23 protein-coding genes and 1 tRNA gene are annotated in these 20,599 nt (G+C 65.4%); 10 read left to right on the top strand and 14 right to left on the bottom strand.

From position 1 onward, the window contains the following. Positions 1–66: 66 nt before the first annotated feature. The 3 genes from FJV43_RS20450 to FJV43_RS20440 all read right to left on the bottom strand — a co-directional run bounded on the left by FJV43_RS20450 (position 67) and on the right by FJV43_RS20440 (position 3,153). A complete protein-coding gene (locus FJV43_RS20450) occupies positions 67–747 on the bottom strand; it encodes an alpha/beta family hydrolase (protein ID WP_239620300.1) in 681 nt (226 codons plus the stop codon). 115 nt (positions 748–862) lie between these two features. Beyond that, positions 863–2,419, bottom strand: coding sequence for a long-chain-fatty-acid--CoA ligase (locus tag FJV43_RS20445; protein WP_239620299.1), 1,557 nt, complete (start codon positions 2,417–2,419; stop codon positions 863–865). Then, positions 2,416–3,153, bottom strand: coding sequence for a TetR/AcrR family transcriptional regulator (locus tag FJV43_RS20440; RefSeq protein ID WP_239620297.1), 738 nt, complete (start codon positions 3,151–3,153; stop codon positions 2,416–2,418). Before FJV43_RS20440 ends, FJV43_RS20445 begins: the two co-directional genes overlap by 4 nt. An 88-nt stretch (positions 3,154–3,241) precedes the next feature. Between FJV43_RS20440 and FJV43_RS20435 the strand changes: the two genes are divergently transcribed. From FJV43_RS20435 to FJV43_RS20415, 5 genes are read left to right on the top strand one after another with little or no spacing between them, the layout of a single operon-like run. Then, positions 3,242–4,423 carry a lipid-transfer protein gene (locus FJV43_RS20435; protein WP_239620294.1) on the top strand — a complete coding sequence of 394 codons (1,182 nt, stop codon included), beginning with the start codon at positions 3,242–3,244 and terminating at the stop codon, positions 4,421–4,423. Between the two features lie 7 nt (positions 4,424–4,430). After that, positions 4,431–4,886, top strand: a complete 456-nt coding sequence (locus FJV43_RS20430; RefSeq protein WP_239620293.1) for a MaoC family dehydratase N-terminal domain-containing protein — start codon at positions 4,431–4,433, stop codon at positions 4,884–4,886. Next, positions 4,886–5,293, top strand: a complete 408-nt coding sequence (locus FJV43_RS20425) for a MaoC family dehydratase (RefSeq protein ID WP_239620291.1) — start codon at positions 4,886–4,888, stop codon at positions 5,291–5,293. Before FJV43_RS20430 ends, FJV43_RS20425 begins: the two co-directional genes overlap by 1 nt. Before the next feature lie 20 nt (positions 5,294–5,313). Next, positions 5,314–6,141, top strand: coding sequence for an SDR family oxidoreductase (locus tag FJV43_RS20420; protein WP_239620289.1), 828 nt, complete (start codon positions 5,314–5,316; stop codon positions 6,139–6,141). 13 nt (positions 6,142–6,154) lie between these two features. Beyond that, the gene (locus tag FJV43_RS20415; protein ID WP_239620287.1) at positions 6,155–7,300 is read left to right on the top strand and encodes an acyl-CoA dehydrogenase family protein; all 1,146 of its coding nucleotides are present in this window, start codon (positions 6,155–6,157) and stop codon (positions 7,298–7,300) included. 16 nt (positions 7,301–7,316) lie between these two features. On the opposite strand, the gene FJV43_RS20410 is transcribed toward FJV43_RS20415, so the two are convergent. After that, positions 7,317–8,297, bottom strand: a complete 981-nt coding sequence (locus tag FJV43_RS20410) for a helix-turn-helix domain-containing protein (protein ID WP_239620286.1) — start codon at positions 8,295–8,297, stop codon at positions 7,317–7,319. Positions 8,298–8,437: 140 nt separating this feature from the next. On the opposite strand from FJV43_RS20410, the gene FJV43_RS20405 reads away from it, so the two are divergent. After that, the gene (locus FJV43_RS20405) at positions 8,438–9,163 is read left to right on the top strand and encodes an alpha/beta hydrolase (RefSeq protein ID WP_239620284.1); all 726 of its coding nucleotides are present in this window, start codon (positions 8,438–8,440) and stop codon (positions 9,161–9,163) included. A gap of 36 nt (positions 9,164–9,199) precedes the next feature. Here FJV43_RS20405 and FJV43_RS20400 read toward each other — a convergent pair whose 3' ends face one another. The 3 genes from FJV43_RS20400 to FJV43_RS20390 form a co-directional block, all read right to left on the bottom strand. Further along, positions 9,200–10,339, bottom strand: coding sequence for an amidohydrolase/deacetylase family metallohydrolase (locus FJV43_RS20400; protein ID WP_239629522.1), 1,140 nt, complete (start codon positions 10,337–10,339; stop codon positions 9,200–9,202). A gap of 196 nt (positions 10,340–10,535) precedes the next feature. Continuing rightward, positions 10,536–11,996: a catalase gene (locus FJV43_RS20395; protein ID WP_239620282.1), complete on the bottom strand. Its 1,461-nt coding sequence runs from the start codon at positions 11,994–11,996 to the stop codon at positions 10,536–10,538. 68 nt (positions 11,997–12,064) lie between these two features. Continuing rightward, positions 12,065–12,706: an HD domain-containing protein gene (locus FJV43_RS20390; RefSeq protein ID WP_239620281.1), complete on the bottom strand. Its 642-nt coding sequence runs from the start codon at positions 12,704–12,706 to the stop codon at positions 12,065–12,067. A gap of 105 nt (positions 12,707–12,811) precedes the next feature. Between FJV43_RS20390 and FJV43_RS20385 the strand changes: the two genes are divergently transcribed. Next, the gene (locus FJV43_RS20385) at positions 12,812–13,795 is read left to right on the top strand and encodes a GlxA family transcriptional regulator (RefSeq protein WP_239620279.1); all 984 of its coding nucleotides are present in this window, start codon (positions 12,812–12,814) and stop codon (positions 13,793–13,795) included. Positions 13,796–13,821: 26 nt separating this feature from the next. Here FJV43_RS20385 and FJV43_RS20380 read toward each other — a convergent pair. After that, a tRNA-Arg gene (locus tag FJV43_RS20380) sits at positions 13,822–13,898 on the bottom strand. A 143-nt stretch (positions 13,899–14,041) separates the two neighbouring features. On the opposite strand from FJV43_RS20380, the gene FJV43_RS20375 reads away from it, so the two are divergent. Together FJV43_RS20375 and FJV43_RS20370 are read left to right on the top strand one after the other, a co-directional pair. Continuing rightward, positions 14,042–14,395 (top strand): VOC family protein, encoded by a 354-nt coding sequence (locus tag FJV43_RS20375; RefSeq protein ID WP_239620277.1) that lies wholly within the window; start codon positions 14,042–14,044, stop codon positions 14,393–14,395. Between the two features lie 108 nt (positions 14,396–14,503). Beyond that, positions 14,504–14,797, top strand: coding sequence for a GYD domain-containing protein (locus FJV43_RS20370; RefSeq protein ID WP_239620275.1), 294 nt, complete (start codon positions 14,504–14,506; stop codon positions 14,795–14,797). 69 nt (positions 14,798–14,866) lie between these two features. Here the strand turns inward: FJV43_RS20370 and FJV43_RS20365 are convergent, their stop codons facing one another. Genes FJV43_RS20365 through FJV43_RS20350 form a run of 4 tightly spaced genes read right to left on the bottom strand, consistent with a single transcriptional unit; the run spans position 14,867 to position 18,447 of the window. Next, entirely contained in the window at positions 14,867–15,823 is a 957-nt protein-coding gene (locus FJV43_RS20365; protein ID WP_239620273.1) for a tripartite tricarboxylate transporter substrate-binding protein, read from the bottom strand. Between the two features lie 47 nt (positions 15,824–15,870). Next, a complete protein-coding gene (locus tag FJV43_RS20360) occupies positions 15,871–16,242 on the bottom strand; it encodes a cupin domain-containing protein (RefSeq protein WP_239620271.1) in 372 nt (123 codons plus the stop codon). Between the two features lie 27 nt (positions 16,243–16,269). Beyond that, the gene (locus FJV43_RS20355; RefSeq protein ID WP_239620269.1) at positions 16,270–16,908 is read right to left on the bottom strand and encodes an RraA family protein; all 639 of its coding nucleotides are present in this window, start codon (positions 16,906–16,908) and stop codon (positions 16,270–16,272) included. A gap of 21 nt (positions 16,909–16,929) precedes the next feature. Then, a complete protein-coding gene (locus FJV43_RS20350) occupies positions 16,930–18,447 on the bottom strand; it encodes an AMP-binding protein (protein ID WP_239620268.1) in 1,518 nt (505 codons plus the stop codon). Positions 18,448–18,678: 231 nt separating this feature from the next. Between FJV43_RS20350 and FJV43_RS20345 the strand changes: the two genes are divergently transcribed. Further along, the gene (locus FJV43_RS20345; RefSeq protein ID WP_239620266.1) at positions 18,679–19,302 is read left to right on the top strand and encodes a hypothetical protein; all 624 of its coding nucleotides are present in this window, start codon (positions 18,679–18,681) and stop codon (positions 19,300–19,302) included. 37 nt (positions 19,303–19,339) lie between these two features. On the opposite strand, the gene FJV43_RS20340 is transcribed toward FJV43_RS20345, so the two are convergent. Further along, positions 19,340–19,555, bottom strand: coding sequence for a hypothetical protein (locus tag FJV43_RS20340; protein ID WP_239620264.1), 216 nt, complete (start codon positions 19,553–19,555; stop codon positions 19,340–19,342). A gap of 18 nt (positions 19,556–19,573) precedes the next feature. After that, positions 19,574–20,578 (bottom strand): 2-dehydropantoate 2-reductase, encoded by a 1,005-nt coding sequence (locus FJV43_RS20335; RefSeq protein WP_239620261.1) that lies wholly within the window; start codon positions 20,576–20,578, stop codon positions 19,574–19,576. Positions 20,579–20,599 lie beyond the last annotated feature (21 nt).

Raw genomic sequence — 20,599 nt, 5'->3', positions numbered from 1 at the left:
TGCCCGCAAGGGGGGAGGGAACGAGAGGAGCTTTGCTGTTGCCTGAACACAATCGCGCTCAGGTCATCACGCGCTAACCGATTCGTCGATCCAGGCCGCGAGCACGTCCAGCACTTCCGTCAGCGCTTCGTCATTGCTGCGGCCCGACTTTTTCAGGACCGCGAAGGAGTGATCGCCACCCTCGACCTCATGCAGCTTCGCCTTGGTTCCGAGCGATGCAATGACGGGCCTGAGATGGCCGAGATCGGCAAGCCCGTCGCGCGTGCCTTGCAGGAACAGCATGGGGATCGTGATACCGGCAAGGTGCTCGGCGCGCTCGCTGGACGGCTTCTTGTCGGCATGGAGGGGAAAGCCGAGAAAGGCGAGCCCTTTGACACCGGGCAGCGGTGCCTTCGACTGCGCCTGCGAGGTCATGCGCCCGCCGAACGATTTTCCGCCGGCGACGAGCTTCAATCCAGGACAGAGCCGCGCCGCTTCCTCGACCGCCGCGCGGATGGCGGCGTGCGCGACCGCCGGCTGGTCGGGACGCCCCAGCTTCTTCTCCATGTAAGGGAAATTGAAGCGGAACGTCGCGATGCCGCGGCTCGCGAGGCCTGCTGCGACCTTCTCCATGAAGGCATGCCGCATGTCCGCGCCAGCGCCGTGCGCCAGCACGTAGCAGGCGCGCGCACGGTCCGGCTGCGTCAGGATCGCCGAGACCGTCCCGATGCGCTCGATGTCGAGCTTGAGCTCGCGCGTCTCGACCAAGACTCACTATTCCCGAATGGATCGGGCCCGATGGTACCTGCGCGACCGCGATCTGAAAACATGAAACTTCGCGCGCACGTCGCGGGCGTGCGCACCTCGACGCGAGCGGAAGCCGTCAGCTGACCCGCCGTTCCCGACCTTCCCAGAACGGCCTGCGCAGCTCGCGCTTCAGCACCTTGCCCGCGCCCGACAGGGGCAGCGGTGCCTCCGTGATCTCGATGCTGCGGGGACATTTATAGCCGGCAATCAACGTCTTCGTGAACTCGATCAGCTCGCCGGCCGAAACCTCCACGCCGCTGCGTCTGACCACGACGGCATGGACCTGCTCTCCCCATTGCTCATTGGGAATTCCGATGACGGCGCATTGCAGCACCGACGGATGCTGCGCCAGCGCGTTTTCGACCTCGACCGAGTACACATTCTCGCCGCCCGAGATGATCATGTCTTTCACGCGGTCGACGACGTAGATGAATCCGTCCTCGTCCATGTAGCCGCCATCGCCCGTGTGCATCCAGCCGTCGACGACGGCGCGCGCGGTCTCTTCCGGCCGTTCCCAATAGCCCATCATCACGGTGTCGCCGCGCACCACGATCTCGCCGACGGACCCTGCCGGCACCGGCCGGTCGTTCTCGTCGACGATCCGGACCTCGCAGCCGAGCGTGGCGCGGCCGGCACCGCGATGACGTCCCTTGCGGCGTCCCTCCCCGACATGCTCGCCGGCGTGCAGCAGGGTCGCGATCGGCGACAATTCGGTCATGCCATAAGCCTGGGTGAAACGCACATGCGGCAGTGCGCGCGCGGCACGGTCCAGCACCGCCTCGCTGATCGGCGAGGCCCCGTAGATGATGTGCTTGAGCGACGACAGGTCGTAGTTTCCGATCGCGGGGTGATCGACGAACATCTGGATCATCGTGGGCACCAGCAAAACGTCGGTCACGCGCTCGTTCTGCATCGCAGCCATCACGCCTTCGGGCGTGAAGCCCTGAACGATCACGTTTGAGCCGCCGGAGAGCAGCAGCGAATACATCGCCGCCCCGTTGGCGAGGTGAAACATCGGCGCCGCATGCAGATAGGTCGTGCTCGCCGGAAACAGTCCTTCGCCGAGAGCATTGAGCGCGTTGGCCATCAGGTTCTGGTGGCTGAGCATCACGCCCTTGGAACGCCCGGTGGTGCCGCCGGTGTAGAAGATGCCGGCGAGATCGTCGCCCTTGCGCATGGCATCGGCGACCGGAGCGCTGCCCGCGACCAGATCCTCATAGCTCTCCATGCCCGCCGGCACCTCGCCGTCGTCGGCATAGATCAGCTTCAGCCCTGGAATGGCGCCGGCGAGCTGCGCGCCGACCTGCGCAAACGCCTTGTCGACCAACAGCACGGAGGCACGGCAGTCGCGCAGCGCATCCTCGTTTTCGAGGGCGCTCCAGCGGATGTTGAGCGGCACGATCACGCCGCCCGCCCAGCCGGTCGCCAGATAGAGCTCGAGATAGCGGTCCGAGTTGAAGGACAGCACGGCGACGCGATCGCCGTCCTTGACACCGCGCGTGCGCAGGCCGCCGGCCAGCCTGGCAACGCGTTCGCCGAGCTCGCCCCAGCTGCGCCGCCGCTGGCCATAGACGGTGGCGAGCCCGTTCGCATTGATCTGCAGCGCGCGCCGCAGCCCATGTGTGATGTTCATCGCGTTCCTCCTCCTGTGCGCTTCTTCCCTGTCGTCCCGCGCCCTGAGTTGCGCCGTTGCGGCGCTCTCGGCGTCTTCTTTGTCATCTGCTGCCGGCCCTCGGTCGCCAGGCCTTCCGTCAGCCGAACCGTGAACTCGTCGGCGATTTCGTTCGGCGACAGCCCGCCGTCACGGCGATACCAATGGCCGATCCAGTTGAGCGCGCCCGCGATCGCGAACGCTGCAAGCTTGGGATCGCAAGGCCTGATCGAGCCGTCGTCGATGCCCCCGGAGATATACTTCCGGAACGTGGCGTCGATGCGCTTCTTGGCGGCGCGCGCGACACCGGCGTTCCGCTCGGTCAGGTCGCGCAGATCGAAACGCACCAGGCTCGCGCCGAAGTCGGTCGCCATCAGCCCGGCATAGGCGTGCACCAGCTTGCGCAGCTTGGCGAGGCCCGAACCACCGCCGGCGTTGATCTCCGTGATGACGCTGTCGACGAGCTCGGCGCCCATCGACCAGCATTCGAACAGGATCTCGTCCTTGCCCCGGAAGTAATTATAGAGCGCGGGCTTGGTGATGTTCAGCCGTTCGGCGACCTCGTTCAGCGTCACGCGATGATAGCCTTGCTCCAGGAACAGCTGCACGGCGGCGCGCAGCACCGCCTCGCGCTTCTCGTCGCGGGCGCGGCGGCGACTCTCGAACGGCAGCCAGGGCGGCGGCGATGAGGGCGGAGCGGGCGGCGCTGAATCCATGCTTGATCGGTTGACTCCGGAGGACATCGACCGATATATTACCCATGGGTAAGAAAAAGTCCAATGGGTAATTTATCGGGAGGAAACCATGTCTGACGTGGTCGTCGCAGGGGTCGGCATGATCCCCTTCGCCAAGCCGGGCGCCAGCGCGCCCTATCACGAGATGGGGACGGAAGCGGCCAAGCTCGCGCTCGCCGACGCAGGCCTCGGCTACGAGAAGGTCGAGCAGGCCTATGTCGGCTACGTCTACGGCGATTCCACCTGCGGGCAGCGCGCGCTCTACCATGTCGGAATGACCGGCATCCCCATCGTCAACGTCAACAACAACTGCTCGACCGGCTCGACCGCGCTGTTCATGGCGCGGCAGATGATCGCGAGCGGCGCGCTCGACTGCGTGCTGGCGGTCGGCTTCGAGCAGATGAAGCCCGGCGCGCTCGGCAGCGTCTATACCGATCGCCCGAGCGCGTTCGAGGAATTCGACGCGGCTGCGGACCAGCTGATCGACGCTCCCGGCATTCCGCTGGCGCTGCGCTATTTCGGCGGCGCCGGGCTCAGCCACATGAAGAAATACGGCACGCCGCTCGACGCCTTCGCCAAGGTGCGCGCCAAGGCGAGCCGTCATGCCAGGAACAATCCGCTCGCGCTCTTCCGCAAGGAAGTCACGGCCGACGACGTGATGAACGACCAGGTGATCTGGCCGGGCGTGATGACGCGCATGATGGCGTGCCCGCCGACCTGCGGCGGCGCCGCCGCCGTGCTGGTGTCCGAGCGGTTTGCGGACCGGCACGGCATCGGCAAGCAGGTGCGCATCGCGGCGCAGGCCATGACCACCGACACGCCCTCGACCTTCAAGGCCGGCGACATGATGCAACTGGTCGGCTACGACATGGCCAAAGAGGCGGCAAGCCGCGTCTATGAAAGCGCCGGCATCGGGCCCGGCGATCTCGACGTCGTCGAGCTGCACGACTGCTTCGCCCACAACGAGCTCATCACCTACGAGGCGCTCGGCCTCTGCGGCGAGGGCGAGGCCGGCAAGTTCATCAATGACGGCGACAACACCTATGGCGGCCGGATCGTGACCAATCCGTCCGGCGGCTTGCTGTCGAAGGGACATCCGCTCGGCGCCACCGGGCTTGCGCAGTGCTACGAGCTAACGCGGCAGTTGCGCGGCACGGCGGGACCCACGCAGGTCGAGGGTGCGAAGGTCGCGCTCCAGCACAATCTGGGCCTCGGCGGCGCCTGCGTCGTCACGCTCTACCAGCGCCATTGATATCGCCATGGTCGATCAGTCCGCCGTAGGGCGCTGCTTCACGCCCGTCACCGCGCGCGTGGAGCCGGGTCGTCTTCGCTACTTCCTGAATACGCTGGGTGAACAGAATCCGGTCTACCGCGACGCAGATGCTGCGCGCGCGGCCGGATTTGCCGGAACGCCGGTGCCGCCGACCTATTTGTTCTGCCTGGAGATGATGGACGCCGGGGACCCGTTCGAAATGTTCAGCGCGCTCGGCATCGACCTTGGCCGCGTGCTGCATGGCGAGCAGAGCTTCGTCTATCACGCGCCGGTTCTGGTCGGCGACACCCTGACGTTTCGGCCGAGCGTGACCAGCGTGACGGAGAAGAAGGGCGGTGCGATGACGCTGATCGGCATCCGATGCGAGGTGACCAACCAGGACGGCGTGCATGTCGCCGATACCGCGCGCACCATCGTCGTCCGCAACAAGGTGACGTTGTGATGGCATCCGCAGACATCAAGGCCGGCGACCGCATCGTCCACAAGGTCTTTCCGCCGATCACCCGCCACACGCTCGCGCTCTATTGCGGCGCATCGGGCGATCACAATCCGATCCACGTCGATATCGACTTTGCCAAGACGGCCGGATTCCCGGATGTGTTCGCCCACGGCATGCTGGTCATGGCCTGTCTCGGGCAGGCGCTCACGGATGTGGTGCCGCCGTCGAAGCTCCGCAGCTTTGCGACCCGCTTCGTGGCGATAACCCAGCTCGGCGCCAAGCTGACATGCGAAGGCACCGTGACCGAGCTCTTCGCGGAAGACGGCGAGCGCCGCGCAAAGCTCGCGCTCACCACCAGGGACGATCGCGGCGAGGTCAAGCTCGAAGGCAGCGCCGTCGTCGCGCTGTGACAGCAGGAGGACACATCCAAATGGCAAAACTGCAAGGAAAGATCGCGCTCGTCACCGGCTCGGGCCGCGGCATCGGGCGCGCGATCGCACTCAAGCTCGCGCGCGAAGGCGCCCGGGTGGTCGTCAATGATCTCGATGCCGAGCCCGGCAACGCGGTGGTCGCGGAGATCAAGGCGCTCGGCGGCGACGCCGCCGCAGTGAACGGCAGCGTCTCGGAAGCGGGCTTCGCCGACCGGTTCGTCGGCGCCGCGCTGGAGAAGTTCGGCGGGCTCGACATCATCGTCAACAATGCCGGCTACACCTGGGACTCCACCATCCAGAAGATGACGGACGAGCAGTTTCAGGCCATGCTCGACGTCCATCTCGTCGCGCCATTCCGGATCCTGCGCGCGGCCGCCGAGCCGATCCGCGTCTTTGCCAGGAAGGAAGCCGAGGAGGGGCGCGAGGTGTTCCGCAAGGTCGTGAACATCTCGTCGATCGCTGGCCTCTACGGCAATGCCGGACAGGCAAGCTATTCCTCGGCCAAGGCCTCGCTGATCGGGTTGACCCGGACCATGTGCAAGGAGTGGGGCCGCTACAAGGTCAACGTCAATTGCGTCGCCTTCGGCCTCATCAACACCCGTCTGACCCAGCCGATCGAGGCGCAGCAGAAGACCATCGACGTCGCCGGCCGCGACATCAAGGTGGGCGTGCAGCCGCACATGCTGGAGGCCATGTCGCGCATGATCCCGCTCGGCCGCGGCGGCACGCCGGAAGAGGCAGCCGACGCGGTCTATCTGTTCTGCAGCCCGGAATCCAATTATATCAGCGGCCAGGTGGTCGTCGCCGGCGGCGGCCTGATTGTCTGAGAGCGAGGCGCTGATGCAATACCGATCGTCGTGGATGACCGAAGAGCTGGACACGTTCCGCGACCAGTTCCGGAAATATCTCGCCAAGGACCTGTCGCCGCATGCCGAGAAATGGCGCGAGCAGAAGATGGTCGACCGCTTCGCCTGGCGCGGGCTCGGCGAGATGGGTGCGCTGCTCGCGAGCGTGCCAGAGGAATATGGCGGCCTGGGTGCCACCTTCGCCTATGACGCAGCGGTGCTGGAAGACCTCGAAAGCACGGTGCCGGAGATGACGACCGGCGTCTCCGTGCACAGCGCCATCGTCGCGCATTACATCCTCAACTACGGCTCGGAGGAGCAGAAGAAGCGCTGGCTGCCCAAGATGGCCTCCGGCGAGATGGTCGGCGCCATTGCCATGACCGAGCCCGGCACCGGCTCGGACCTCCAGGCCGTCAAGACCACGGCGAAGAAGCAGGGCAATTCCTACGTCATCAATGGCCAGAAGACGTTCATCACCAACGGCCAGGCCGCCGATCTCGTTATCGTGGTCGCGCGCACCGGCGAAGCTGGCGCCAAGGGCATTTCGCTGATCGTGGTCGAGACCGCGGGTGCCGGCGGCTACAAGCGCGGGCGCAACCTCGACAAGATCGGCCTGCATGCGTCCGATACGTCGGAACTGTTCTTCGACAACGTCACGGTGCCGCCGGAAAACCTGCTCGGCAAGGAAGAGGGCCAGGGCTTTGCTCAGCTGATGCAGCAATTGCCGCAGGAGCGCCTCGCGCTCGCGGTCGGCGCCGTCGCTTCGATGGAGCGCGCGGTCAAGCTCACCACCGATTACACCAAGGAGCGGAAGGCGTTCGGCAAGCCGCTGATGGACTTCCAGAACACCGCCTTCACGCTCGCCGAGCGCAAGACGGAAGCGATGATCGCACGCGTCTTCGTCGACTGGTGCATCGAGCGCCTGATCGCCGGGGATCTCGACACGGTCACGGCGTCGATGGCGAAATACTGGTGCTCGGAGAAGCAGGTCGAGACCGCTGACGAATGCCTGCAGCTGTTCGGCGGCTACGGCTACATGCAGGAATACCCGATCTCGCGCATCTTCATCGATTCGCGCATCCAGAAGATCTATGGCGGCACCAACGAGATCATGAAGCTGCTGATCGCCAGATCCTTATAGATCAAGTCGCTGTAGATCATCGCGCACGCCAGTCGCGCGGCCGGCAGCCGAAGCGCTGCTTGAAGCGCCGCGTGAAGTGGGAGAGGTCCGAGAAGCCCCAGTCGAACGCGATGGCGCCGATCGCACGGTCCGCCATTGCGGGATTCCCGAGATCCCTGGCCGCGCCGTCGAGCCGATGGTCGATGACGTATTCGGTGAAGCTGGAGCCCGATCGCGCCAGCAGCTTGTGCACATAGCGCTCGCTGATGCCGACGGCCTCGGCGACATCGGCAACCGCGAGGCCGGGCTCGCGGAGCCGCCGGTGAATGGCACGCTTCAGCGCCAGCGTGGTTGCGTCGGCAAGACTCTCCGTCTCCGCAGCGCCTGCCCGGCCACGGCGCGACAGGCTCACGGCGACCAGTTCGATCAGAACCCGGAACAGCCGCACGCCCTCGTCTTCGGTCATGCGCAGCGCGCCGTCGCTGAGCGTGCGCGCGGTGTCGACGATGAGATGGCCGACGAAGGGATCGTCGGAGACGCGCGCTGCTCCGACGTCGAAGGAGGCCGGCAGGCGCTCGCGCAAGGCTTCTGCCGGCACCCAGAACGAGGCAACGCGCAATTGTGGTCCGCGGTCGTGCAGAAGCGCGAACTGCCGATCACTGTCGAAGATGCCGACCTGTCCCGACGAAAGGCTGATCTCGCGATCATCTTGCTGGATGCGACAGCGGCCCGCCAGCTTCAGGTTGAGATAGAAGCAACTGCGGTCCGATGCCGCGATGTCGGCCGCAGAGCGCCGCACCACGTGCTCGGGAAAGCTGACGCGGTTGATCGCGGCATCGCCGAGGCGAACGTGATCAACGCTGGCCGGAAAGCCGGCCGCGGCCGCCGGCTCCGGCGTCAGATTCATGAAGGCCTGGCAGATCGCCTCGCGATAATAGGCGAATTGCTCGGTCGGCCGCACGCCCGCAGTATTCCAGGCCGATTGACGTGACGGAACGGCGCGCTCGATCTGCTGCATCGGTTCACTCCGAGACCAATCCGGTTCACTCCCAGCCAAGCGGCAAACTAGCCGCCGGTCCACAATCGACGTACGGCAGCGCCGCGCCGGCCAGGGCCGCGCAGCCTCGATCTAACCACACCCTTGGGAGGAGCCACAACATGTCGACCTACGTTCTCGTCCACGGCGCCTGGCACACCGGTGCCGAGTTCGAGCCCGTCGCGGCCCCGATCCGCGCCGCTGGCCATCAGGTCTATACGCCGACGATCAAGGGCAACCGCCCGGGCGATGCCAAGACGACCGGACTGAAGGAGGCGATCCAGTCGATCGCCGACTATCTCGCCGAAAACAATCTCAAGGACGTCATCCTGCTTGGCCATTCCTATGGCGGGATGATCATCACCGGCGTCGCCGATCTCGCGCCCGATCGAATCCGTCGCCTGGTCTACTGGAATGCCTTCGTGCCCAACAATGGCGAATGCCTCAACGACATGGTGCCGCCGCACTATATCGGACTGTTCGACGCGATCGCGGCCGAGCGAGGCGACGGCTCGGTCGTGTTGCCCTTCCCGGTCTGGCGCGAAGCCTTCATCAACGATGCCGATATCGCGCTGGCGCAGCGCGCCTACCACGTCCTCAATCCGCATCCGCTGGCGACCTTCACCGACAAGATCGCGCTCAAGACCAATCCGGCGGAGATACCGCTGGCCAAATCCTACATCAACTGCACCGAAGACACCGCGCTGCCGCACAGCTATGGCTGGCATCCGCGTCTGTCGGAGAAGCTCGGCCTGTTCCGCCTGGTGCAGGTGGCGGGCAGCCACGAGCTGTGCTTCTCCGATCCGGCACGGCTCGCCGAGGCGATCATGGAGGCGGGACGCGACTGACGGCACGCCCTGTGCCAGCTCGCAATCGTCGGCCGCTCAATTCGGATGCCACCAGCGGCCGCCGATGACGACGCCTTCGGAGACGATCTTGCGGTCCCCGATCAGGTGCTCGCCGACGACGTCTTCATAGTCGAACTGCCCCTGCCTGACCGAGATCAGCGTGGCGTCGCCGACGCTGCCCGGCTTGAGGCTGCCGAGTTCGGGGCGGCGCAGCGCCATCGCCGCGTTCACGGTCGAGGCCGCGATCACGTCCGGCAGCTCCATGCCCATGCACAGGAATTTCGACATGGTCGTGACCTGGTCGTAGGCGGGACCATCGATGCAGAGCTGGTGGATGTCGGAGGAGATGGTGTCGGGATAGAAGCCGTTGGCGAGCATGGCGCGCGCGGTCTTGAAGGCGAACGAGCCCTTGCCGTGGCCGATGTCGAACAGCACGCCGCGCTCGCGCGCATCCAGCACCGCTTTCTTCACCGTGCCCTGCGCGGTCGCCGGCGTGTTGGGGAAGGGCCTGAACGCATGGGTGAGAACGTCGCCGGGCCGCAGGCGGGCCAGCACCTCCTCATAGCTCGGCGGCGGGTGGTCGATATGCGCCATCAGGGGCATGCCGACTTCGTTGGCAACCTCCAGCGCGATGTCGAGCGGGACGGCGCCCGATGTGCCCGAGGAGTGCAAGCCCACGCGCACCTTGATGCCGACGATGAGGTCGCGGTTGGCATCGGCCACCTTGGCCGCCTCGATCGGATTCATCAGCCGCAGCTCCTCGCTCTCGCCGACCATGATCCGGTGCGAGAAGCCGAAGATGCCGGCATGCGAGACGTGCAGGTAAGCGAGGATGCGAACCTGGCTCGGCTCGATGACATGCTTGCGGAAGCCGGCGAAATTGCCGGGACCTGCGCTGCCGGTGTCGACCGCCGTGGTGACGCCGGAGAGACGGCAGAATTCCTCGGCATCGATGCCGAGCGAGGTGCCGCCCCAATAGACATGGGTGTGCAGATCGATCAGCCCCGGCGCCACGATGAGATGCGAGACGTCGCGCACGTGCGTGCCCGGATCGGCCTTGAGCCCGCTGCCGATCGCAGCGACCTTGCCGCCGGCAAAGGCGACATCGGTCACGGCGTCGAGCTTCTGGGACGGGTCGATCACCCGCCCCCCGCGCAGGATCAAGTCGAAAGGCATCATGGTCTCCGGATCTAGCTATGAGGCGGCCGACTGGTCGACCGAAGGGAAGGAATCCCCACACTTCTAGCAATTTTTGCGCCGGAGTCCCTGGCAAACCGAGACGAAGACCCATGACAAATCAGCAGTCCCGGTAAGAGCCGCGCCCCGGCCTTTGACGCAAATTCCGTCTCCTCCGGGGATGCTGTCGATGCACCTATTCAGAGCGAACTGTGGCAAGACGCATCAGCGCTTTGCGGACGCCGGCGCCATAGGCCGGATCGGCTTTCGTGCAGTTCGCGATGTGGCGCTCCTGGATGTGGACGGCTGCACTGCCGACGGCGCGTGCCGTATTGTCGAACAGGACCTGCCGCTGCGCCGCGTTCATCTTGCGGAACAGGTCTCCGGGCTGCTGATAGTGGTCGTCGTCGATACGATGATCCCAGTGGGCGGCGGCGCCGTCGATCTCCAGCGGCGGCTCGTTGAGATCGGGCTGATCGGTCCACTCGCCGTGACTGTTGGGGAAATAGGTCGGCGTTCTCCCCAGATTGCCGTCCGTCCGCATTGCGCCGTCGCGATGGTAGCTGTGATACGGACATTTTGGGGCATTGACTGGAATAAGGTGATGGTTGACGCCGAGGCGATAGCGCGCCGCGTCTCCATATGAGAACAGACGAGCCTGCAGCATCTTGTCGGGCGAGAAGCCGATGCCGGGCACGACATGTGCCGGCGAGAAGGATGCCTGCTCGACCTCGGCGAAGACGTTTTCCGGATTCCGGTTCAACTCGAAATATCCGACCTCGATCAACGGAAAACCCGCCTTGGGCCAGACCTTGGTCAGATCGAACGGGTTGAACGGAAACGCTTTGGCTTGGTCATCGGTCATGACCTGCACGAACAGAGTCCAGCGCGGAAATTCACCGCGCTCGATGCTCCCGAACAAATCGCGCTGATGAGACTCGCGGTCCTTGCCGACGAGCGCCTCGGCCTGGGCGTCCGTCAGGTTCTCGATGCCCTGCTGCGTGCGGAAGTGAAACTTCACCCAAGTCCGTTCATTGGCAGCGTTGAGGAAACTGTAGGTATGGCTGCCGAACCCGTGCATGTGACGATAGCTCTTGGGAATGCCGCGCTCGCTCATGACGATGGTGACCTGATGCAGCGCCTCCGGCAGCAGCGTCCAGAAATCCCAATTGTTGTCGGCGCTGCGCATCCCCGTCCGCGGGTCGCGCTTGATCGCGTGATTGAGGTCGGGGAAACGCAGGGGATCGCGGAAGAAGAACACGGGGGTGTTGTTGCCCACCATGTCCCAGTTGCCTTCCTCGGTGTAGAACTTGAGCGCAAAGCCGCGGATGTCGCGCTCGGCGTCGGCCGCGCCGCGTTCACCGGCGACGGTCGAGAACCGCGCGAACATCGGCGTCTGCTTTCCGATCTGCGAGAAGATCTTCGCCTTGGTATAGCGGGTGATGTCATGGGTTACGGTGAAGCTGCCGAAGGCACCCGATCCCTTGGCATGCATCCGCCGCTCGGGGATCACTTCGCGGTCGAAATGAGCCAGCTTCTCGATCAGCCAGATGTCCTGGAGAAGAGCGGGGCCACGACGGCCCGCGGTCATGATGTTCAGGTTGTCGCTGACGGGAGCGCCGGTCGCGTGCGTGATATAGGGTAGCTTGTCGCTCATGTGATGATTCCCGATCGGTGATTTGGAGAAAGAGGCGGTAAGGCCGCGCGGCAGCGCCGAGCGGCGGCTCACCCGTGCCAATGTGAGCCGCGGATGACGCTGCAGAAGTTGCCGCGATGGAAATGCGGCTCCTTGTCGGCGATGACGTCGGCCTTGACGTTGCCGAAGGTGGTATCCGGCCTGTGCTTGATGCCGTCGTAGAACGCCTGGATGATGTCTTCCTTGAAGTGCGGCGTTCGCGGAAACGCCTGCACCACCGCCTCGCGTTCCTCGTCGGAACAATCCTCGTAGGTGAGGCCGAGAACGTCCATCTCGACGCCGGCGGTCACCAGAGCGACGACGGGATGCATATACTGCGGCACGCCCGGCGTCGTGTGCAACGCGATCGCGGTCCAGACCGTGTAGGCGTCGGCTTCGGAGATGCCATGGCTGCGCAGGAAGTCACGAGCGGCGTGCGCGCCGTCCACTTCGAATCGTTCGTGCTTGCTGCCATGGCCCGGCATCAGGCCGATGTCGTGGAACATCGCACCTGCGTAGAGCAGCTCGCGGTCGAATTTCAGCGCGCGGCGAATGCCGGCCAGCGCGCCGAAATGATAGACGCGGCTGGAATGATTGAAGAGCAGGTCCGTCTCGGTGTCACGGATGTAGTCGGTGACGGCGCGCGCAAGCTTGCTGTCGGGAATGGCGGCGGCTTTGGCAATCTGTGGCATGAGGGTCTCCTGAAAATCTCTGGTCGCCCGCAAGCTAAATCCGCGCTATTCTGTCTTCAATTGTCGTAATACGTCTAAAGCGGACAAATACCGACCGAGGCGGACATGAGCGGGAAGCCGAAACCGAGGACAGTTGTGATCGTGGCGTTGCCCGGGGTGCAGCTTCTCGACGTGGCGGGGCCGCTCGACGTTTTCGCCGAGGCCAACGTGCAGGCCGGCCATCAGGCCTATGTGCTTTTGGTGGCTGGGGCGGAGCCCGGCCCGATCCACAGCTCTTCAGGCGTGCGACTGATGCCGGACCGGATCATCGATCGCGGTTTCCAGGAGAGCATCGACACGTTGCTGATCGCGGGATGCCCGCACGCCGCCGACGTGCCGGCAGGCGGCGTGATGACCGATTGGCTCCGCCGGCGGGCGACCAGGACCCGGCGCTTCGGATCGGTTTGCAGCGGCGCCTTCTTCCTTGCAGCGGCGGGCCTCCTCGACGGCAGACGAGTCACGACACACTGGGCAGTCGCCGACCGACTTGCCGAAAAATACCCTTCAGTCACCGTGGACAGGGACGCGATCTACGTCACCGACGGCAAGCTTCGCACGGCTGCCGGTGTCACTGCGGGGCTCGATCTCGCGCTCGCCCTCGTCGAGGAGGATCTCGGGCGCGAGACGGCGATGAAGGTTGCGAGCCAGCTCGTCATGTTCTTCAAGCGCCCGGGTGGACAAATGCAGTTCAGCCGCAAGGGCGAGACCGTCCCCGCCGGCCGTGCCGCGCTGCAGGAACTGCAGCGCTGGGTCGCCGCCAATCCTGGACTGGACCACAGCGTTGCGAGCCTCGCGACGCGCATGGACATCAGCCCGCGTCACTTTGCGCGGCTATTCCGTGCCGAAGTCGGAATCACCCCCGCAACCTGGGTCGAGGAGGCCCGCGTCAACGCGGCGAGGCGCCTGCTGGAGCTCGGAAACGAAGCGCCCAAGCAGGTGGCCCTGCATTGCGGCTTTGCCGACGCGGACACGCTGCGCCGCGCGTTCGCCCGCCATGTCGGCGTGACGCCCGCCGAATATCGCAAGCGCTTTGCGCGGATCTCGGCCTGATACGCGATACGGGAGGAAGATGAAAATGGCGATCCCGGGATGACTCGAACATCCGACCTACGGTTTAGGAAACCGCCGCTCTATCCGGCTGAGCTACGGGACCGCGGAACCCGTGGGTACGGGTTCGATCCCGTCATAGCAGAGCAAAATGCGGTTCGCCAGCCGTCAGGCGGGCCAAGCCATCGTCAACCTGAACAGGGCGGCTATACAATCGCTTCCAGGCCCCTCTCGGCGGAGCAGCCCACCATGATCGAGAGCATCAGCGCCATCACGCTCGGCACCCATGACATGGCGCGCGCCGTGCATTTCTACCGCTCGCTCGGATTCGAGCTTCTCTATGGCGGCGAGGCCGCGGCATTCACGAGCTTTCGCGCCGGCAGCGGCTATCTCAACCTGACGGCGCAGCCGGACGACAGGTGCTGGTCCTGGTGGGGCCGCGTCATCTTCCATGTCGCCGACGTGGACGCGACCTATCAGCAGGCGCGCGCTGCGGGATGGCAGCCGTCGACCACGCCGCGCGATGCCGAATGGGGCGAGCGCTACTTCCATCTCACCGACCCGGACGGCCATGAGCTCAGTTTCGCGCGGCCGTTGTCCTGACCGAATAAGTCGCAGTCGCTGACGTTCCCCAACGTGCAAGTAGCGCTGTCTCAGCAGCCGTGGCAAGCTCGGCGCGGTTTCCTCAGGTTCTAACCAGGGAGGACGACCATGGTAACCTATGTTGTGCTGGGAAACTTCACGGATCAGGGAGCCCGCAACGTCAAGGACTCGCCGAAGCGGGCCGACGCCTTCAAGGAGATGGCCAAAACGTTCGGCGTGACTGTGAAAGAGATCGTCTGGACGCAGGGACGATACGACGTTGTGACCGTTCTCGAGGCTCCAGATGAGGCTGCCGCGATGTCGCTCAGCCTTAGTCTCAGCGCTCTCGGCAACGTCCGCACCGAAACGCTGCGCGCGTTCTCGGCAGCGGATATGACAAAGATCGTTGGCAAGATGCTCTGACGCTCAGGCCCGCGCGAGCGCACCGGACCTGCCACCGGACCCGGGATGGCAATCCCGGGCAGAGGCCTCTCATGCCCTGATATTGTTGTCCTTCACCACCTTGCCCCAATAGGCGACCTGCTTGTCGAAGAAGGATTTGAAGGCGGCGCCGTCCTGGAGCAGCAGCGTCATGTGCTGGGTGTCCTTGAGCTGGGTGGCGGTCGCGGGCTCGCTCAGGATCTCCCTGGACGCCGTCGCCATGGCCGAGACGATATCGGGCGGCGTGCCTGCGGGGGCGAAGATGCCCCACCAGGCCAGCGTCTCGAAATCGGGAAAGCCGGCCTCGATCGCGGTCTGCGTGTCCGGCAGCGCCGGCAGCCGCTCGCGGCCGAGCTGCAGGATCGGGCGCAGCATGTTGGTGCCGAGCTGGGCGGCGACCAGCGCGGCCGATCCCGCGATCAGGTCGACATGGCCGCCGAGCACGTCGTTCATCGCGGGGCCACCGCCGCGATAAGGCACGTGCATGATCTCGACCCCGGCCTTGCTGCCGAGCACGGTCATGGCGAGATGGCCGAGCGTGCCGATGCCGACAGAGGCATATTTCACCGCGCCGGGCGTCGCCTTGCAGGCCGCGACCACGTCGGCAAAGCTCTTGTAGGGACGGCCGGCACCCGCGGCGATCACGTAAGGCGCGGTGCCGATCAGCAGCACCGGCATCAACTCGCGCTCGACATCGACCGGTGGCTTGTCGAGGATGGCCGGGATCACCGCGTGGGAATCGAACGTCACCAGGAAGGTCGAGCCGTCCGCCGGGCTCTTGGCGACCTGCGCCGCGCCGAGCGCGCCGGCCGCGCCCGATTTGTTCTCGACCACGACGATACGATTGAGTTTTGTCTGTAGATTGGCCTGCAACAGCCGCGCCATCGCGTCGGTCGAGCCACCCGGCGGGAACGGCACCACCAGTGTAATCTTGCCGGCCTGCGCCGCCGCTGGCGCGATTGCGAGAATAGCGGGCGCTGTCAGCAGCGCCCGTCTTGTGATCGTCATCGTCCCCTCCCTTGTGTCTCCGCGCCCGGCTTTTGCTCTTTGGCGCTTCAGGTCGTTCCGAAACCCGACCCTGGTTTTCTGTATTCTGGCCGAGGCGGACTGAAGATGTCCAGCACCCGGGCGCCGTCGGGGCCGGCGCGCATGGTGTGCGGCACGTTGCCGGGCGTGCGCCAGAAGTCGCCCTTCTTCACCGGGATCTCCTCGTCGCCCTGGACGCGGATGGCCGAGCCGTCGAGCAGCACGCCCCATTGCTCCTCGGGATGGTGATGCAGCGTACCCTGCGCATGCGGCGCCAGCGTCACCACCGAGAGCATCGCCTGCTCGCCGGAGAAGATGCGCGTGGTCACCCCGGCTGCGAGCTCGCGGAACAGCCCGTCGCTGGCATCGTCGATGTTGTGGAATTCGTCCTTCTGGCTCACGCCATCCTCCCCTTCACGCGTATCTGATCAGGCTTTGCCATAAGATCCCTGGTAGCGGCCCTCGCGGATCGCCTTCAGCGTCTCCTCCTCGCGGGCGACCTGAGCGCGCACCGCGTCCAGCAGCGCAGCGGCACCGGCGGCGGGGAACGACACCACGCCGTCCTCGTCGCCGACCACGATGTCGCCGGGCGAGATCACGCTGCCGCCGATGGTGACCGGCACGTTGATCTCGCCGGGCCCGTTCTTGTAGGGACCGCGATGGATCACCGCGCGGGCGTAGCAGGGAAAGTCGTCGGCCGCGAAAGCCGCGACGTCGCGGATCGCGCCGTCGATGACGTAGCCTTCCGCTTTGCGCCACTGCGCGATGTTCTTCATGATCTCGCCGACCAGCGCCCGCGTCTCGTCGCCGCCGCCGTCGACCACGATGACGTCACCCGGGCCGACCAGGTCGAGCGCGCGATGGATGGCGAGATTGTCGCCGGGCCGGGTGCGCACGGTGAAGGCCGTTCCCACCAGCTTGCCGCCGCGATGATACGGCCTCAGCCCCACCGCGCCCGGCAGCCGGGCGAGATTGTCAGAGATCACCGAAGTCGGCGCGTCCCTGAAACCTTCGATGATATCGGCCGGCGGCTTCGGCACGCTGCTCGCTGCAATGGTGATCGTCATGTCAGTCCTTCCGTGTCTGTCTTACTCGACGTGTGCCCGCGCCTTCGCCGGCCAGATCCGGAAGGCGCGCCCCTCCTTCATCCACGCCGCGCGCTCATCGCGCAACAGGGTGCGGCGGACTTTACCGGAATCATCGCGCGGCGGAGCGCCGACGAACTCGAAGCTTTCGGGGTGCTTGTAGCGGCTGAGCCGGTCTTTCAAAAACTCCGTCATGCCGTCGGCGACGGCCTGGCCATCGGCATCAAGCTCCGGTTCGATGATGGCATGCACACGCTGGCCCAATTCCGGATCTGGCAAGCCCACCACGACGCAGGAGCGCACCCCGGGGCAGGCAGAGACCGCGGCCTCGACCTCGGCCGGATAGATGTTGGCGCCGCCGCGCAAGACCATGTCGGCGAGGCGGTCGCCGAGATAGAGATAGCCTTCCGCATCCAGCCGGCCGATATCGCCGAGCGACTCCCAACCGTCGGCACGGCGTTTCGGCTCGGCACCGAGATAGTGATAGGTGGCGTCCTTGCCGTCATTGTTGAGGAAGTAGATCTCGCCGGTCTCCCCCGGCGCAACATCGTTGCCGTCCTCGCCGATGATGCGAAGCTTCGCCATGTCGCCGATCTTGCCGACCGAGCCCTTGTGCGTCAGCCATTCCGTGCCGGAGATGATGCAGGCGCCCTGGCGCTCGGTGCCGCCATAGAGCTCCCATATCCGCTCGGGCCCGAGCCAGGCGATCCAGTTCTCCTTCAGCCAGGGCGGCATCGGCGCGGCCATGTGGAAGACCGTCTGCAGGCTCGACACATCGTAGGCGTTGCGCACGTTCTCCGGCAGCGCCCAGATCCGGTGCATCATGGTCGGCACGAAATTGACCCATTGCACGCGCTCGCGTTCGATTTGGCGCAGCGTCTCCTCGGCATCGAACTTGGTAAGGCCGGTGAGCTTGCCGCCGACGAACAGCGCGTAATGCGACACGATGAACGGCGCATTGTGGTAGAGCGGGCCGGGATTGAGCAGCGAAACTCCGAAGGGGATGTTGAGCGGCGGCGCGGCGACCGTGTCGGTCACCGCCGGCTGATGGTCGAGGATCACCTTGGGACGGCCGGTCGAGCCGCCTGAGGTCATCGCTTTCCAATAGCGCGCCACCGGCGCATTGAGCGGCTCGTCCGAGAAACCTTCCGGCACGAAGTCCGCAGGCAGCCGGTTCGGCGCATTCCAGTCGGCCTCGCCGCCGACCACAAGCGCCGGCTTCAGAATATCGAGCACCGCGGCGGCTTCGCCGCGCGGCAGCCGCCATGACAGCGATGTCGGCGTCGCCCCGCATTTCCATACCGCAAAGGAGGTCTCGAAGAACGTGTTGCCGTTCGGCAAGCCGATCGCGACGAAATCGCCGGGCTTGACGCCCCTGGCCGCGAACGCCCGGGCGCGCCGGTTGGCGCCACGCTCGAGCTCGTCCCAGGTCAGCGTGTCCTGCCCGTGACGGATGGCGATCGTGCCATGCGGTTTGCGTTCAGCGTACCAGCGCGGCACGTCGGACAGGGGCAGCAGCATCAGGCGTTTCCACTTCGTCTTCTTGGCGACGCCTCGGGAGTGAGGCGCTCACAGCATGAGTGTAACAGTCTGCCGGCAGGGCGCTGTGACTCCCGCGCCACGTCAAGCACAAAATGTCAGCATTGCAGACATGAAATTCCCAAGTTCCATGGGTGACAAGGCGGCGATAAAGGGGCAAAAATCGGTCTCGACTCAGTTCGGGTTGAGTCCTGCAAGGAATGCTCTCGTAGAATGTCGGCCGTGGCTACATCGCGTCGTGCGGCGCTGCTTCTTGTGACCGCAGCAGGGTCTCTCCTGCTGACGCATGCGCATGCCGAGGCGCAATGGTGGAAGCGCGCGCCGGTCGATTTCGAGGAATGCGCCGACGCCGCCGAGAAGGCCGCAACCAAGTCCGAGAAGACCTCCGCGCTTGCCGATTGCAACGCCAAGTTTGCCGGCCGCCGCAAGCCGGGCGGCGGCTATTCCTATTACGACTTCCTCCAGGATCGCACCTTCGACATCGCCGGCCCCAATCCGACGCCGGAGGAACAGAAGAAGATCGACGAAGCCTACACCGCCTATCTCGCCAGTCAGCGCCGCAGCAATGAAGCGGCCCAGGCCACCGCTCGCCAGCAGCGCGAGCAGCAAGAGCAACTGGTGCAGCAGCTTCAGCAGGTGGCACTGCGAACCGAAGTCGAGCGCGTGCCTATTCCGGTCGAGCGGCCGAAGGTCCAGCAGGCCGCAGGCCCGAGGCCGAAGGGCGCACCCTGCACCAAGGGCTCGTTCTCCTGCGAATGGCCACGGCTATCGGAAAGCTTGAACGATCTGAAGAAGCTGTTCAACCCGACCCCGAGCAAGCCCGCGAAGAAGGGCTGAGCCGAGACAGCGTCATTTCCGGATTGAGCGTGGAGCGTCAGTTCGTGTGCTTCTTCTTGCCGCGCTTCGGCTTGACCGCGGGCGCAGTCGCGGGCTCCGTTATGGCCATCGAACCACTCAACTCCTTGCGGCTCTCCTGCAACCGCCTGTCATAGCCGGGCGAGTTCATGACCGTCGGCGGCCTGGCGTAGGCGAGCGTCGATGCGGCGCAAAGCGCGGCCAGTGCAAGCCCGATCATCAAACCACGCTTCATCGCGTTCCTCCTTCGCACTCACGCCGACCCGCGAATCTGCTGCGGGGTCAGCCGCAGCGGGCCGTTGCCGGCCGTCTCAGCCTCCTTGATCAGCGCAACAATGCGGCGCATCAGCGGCACGCTGACATTGTTCCGCTCGGCGAGCGCGATGACCGCGCCCTGGAGATAGTCGATCTCGGTCCTGCGGCCCTGCTTGAGATCCTGCCACATCGAGGAGCGCGCCTCGGGATCGATCTTCATCGTGCGTCCCAGGATCGCTTTGAAGATCGCATCGGGCAGCCGCAGCAAGGCCGGAGACCACCTCATCGGAATCGGCGTCGCCGAGACCGGCGTGATGCCGGCCGCCTTCAGCGCCGCGAGCCCCTCGGCCATCTGGTCGGCGAACAATCTGCGCCAGTCGCGGTTCGCCAGTTGCGCGGCGAGCGGCAAGTCCGACAACGCGCTGAGCGCATTGTTCAGATTGATGATCAGCTTGCCCCATTGCACGCCGGTGATGTCACCGCTCGCGCGCACCGTCAGGCCGGCGACGGAGAGTGCGGCGGCCGTGTTCTCCGGATCCTCTCCCACGTGGATGTCGCCGGAGGTCGAGCGGTGGAAACGCCCCCCGCCCATCGCGATCACGTTGAACGGCACCATACCCGCAAGCACGCGGCGGCCGCCGAGCCGCTCACGCAGCACCGCGACATTGCCGATGCCGTTCTGGAGCGAGACGACGACGGCATCCTGCGGCGCATGCTGCGCGATCTGATCCGCGATGTCGGCGGTGTCGGCGCTCTTCACCGTGACCAGCACGATACCTGCGCTGTGGAAGATCGCGGGATCCTCCGATAGCGCGAGCTGACCCGCGCCAAGCCTCTTCTCGGAGCCGTCGAAATCGGTCAGAAGCAGGCCGAACCGCTCGATCTCGGTCTTCACCCGCGGCCGCACCAGCAGCGCGACGCGGCGGCCGGCGGCCGCCAGCATGCCGCCGACGAAACAGCCGATGGCGCCCGCGCCGGCGACTACGATCGGTCGATTTGTCATAACCTCGCCTTGCTCAACCTG

The organism is Bradyrhizobium sp. I71 (assembly GCF_022354745.1).
GTDB lineage: Bacteria > Pseudomonadota > Alphaproteobacteria > Rhizobiales > Xanthobacteraceae > Bradyrhizobium > Bradyrhizobium liaoningense.
This window is presented reverse-complemented; position numbering and strand designations above follow the sequence as displayed.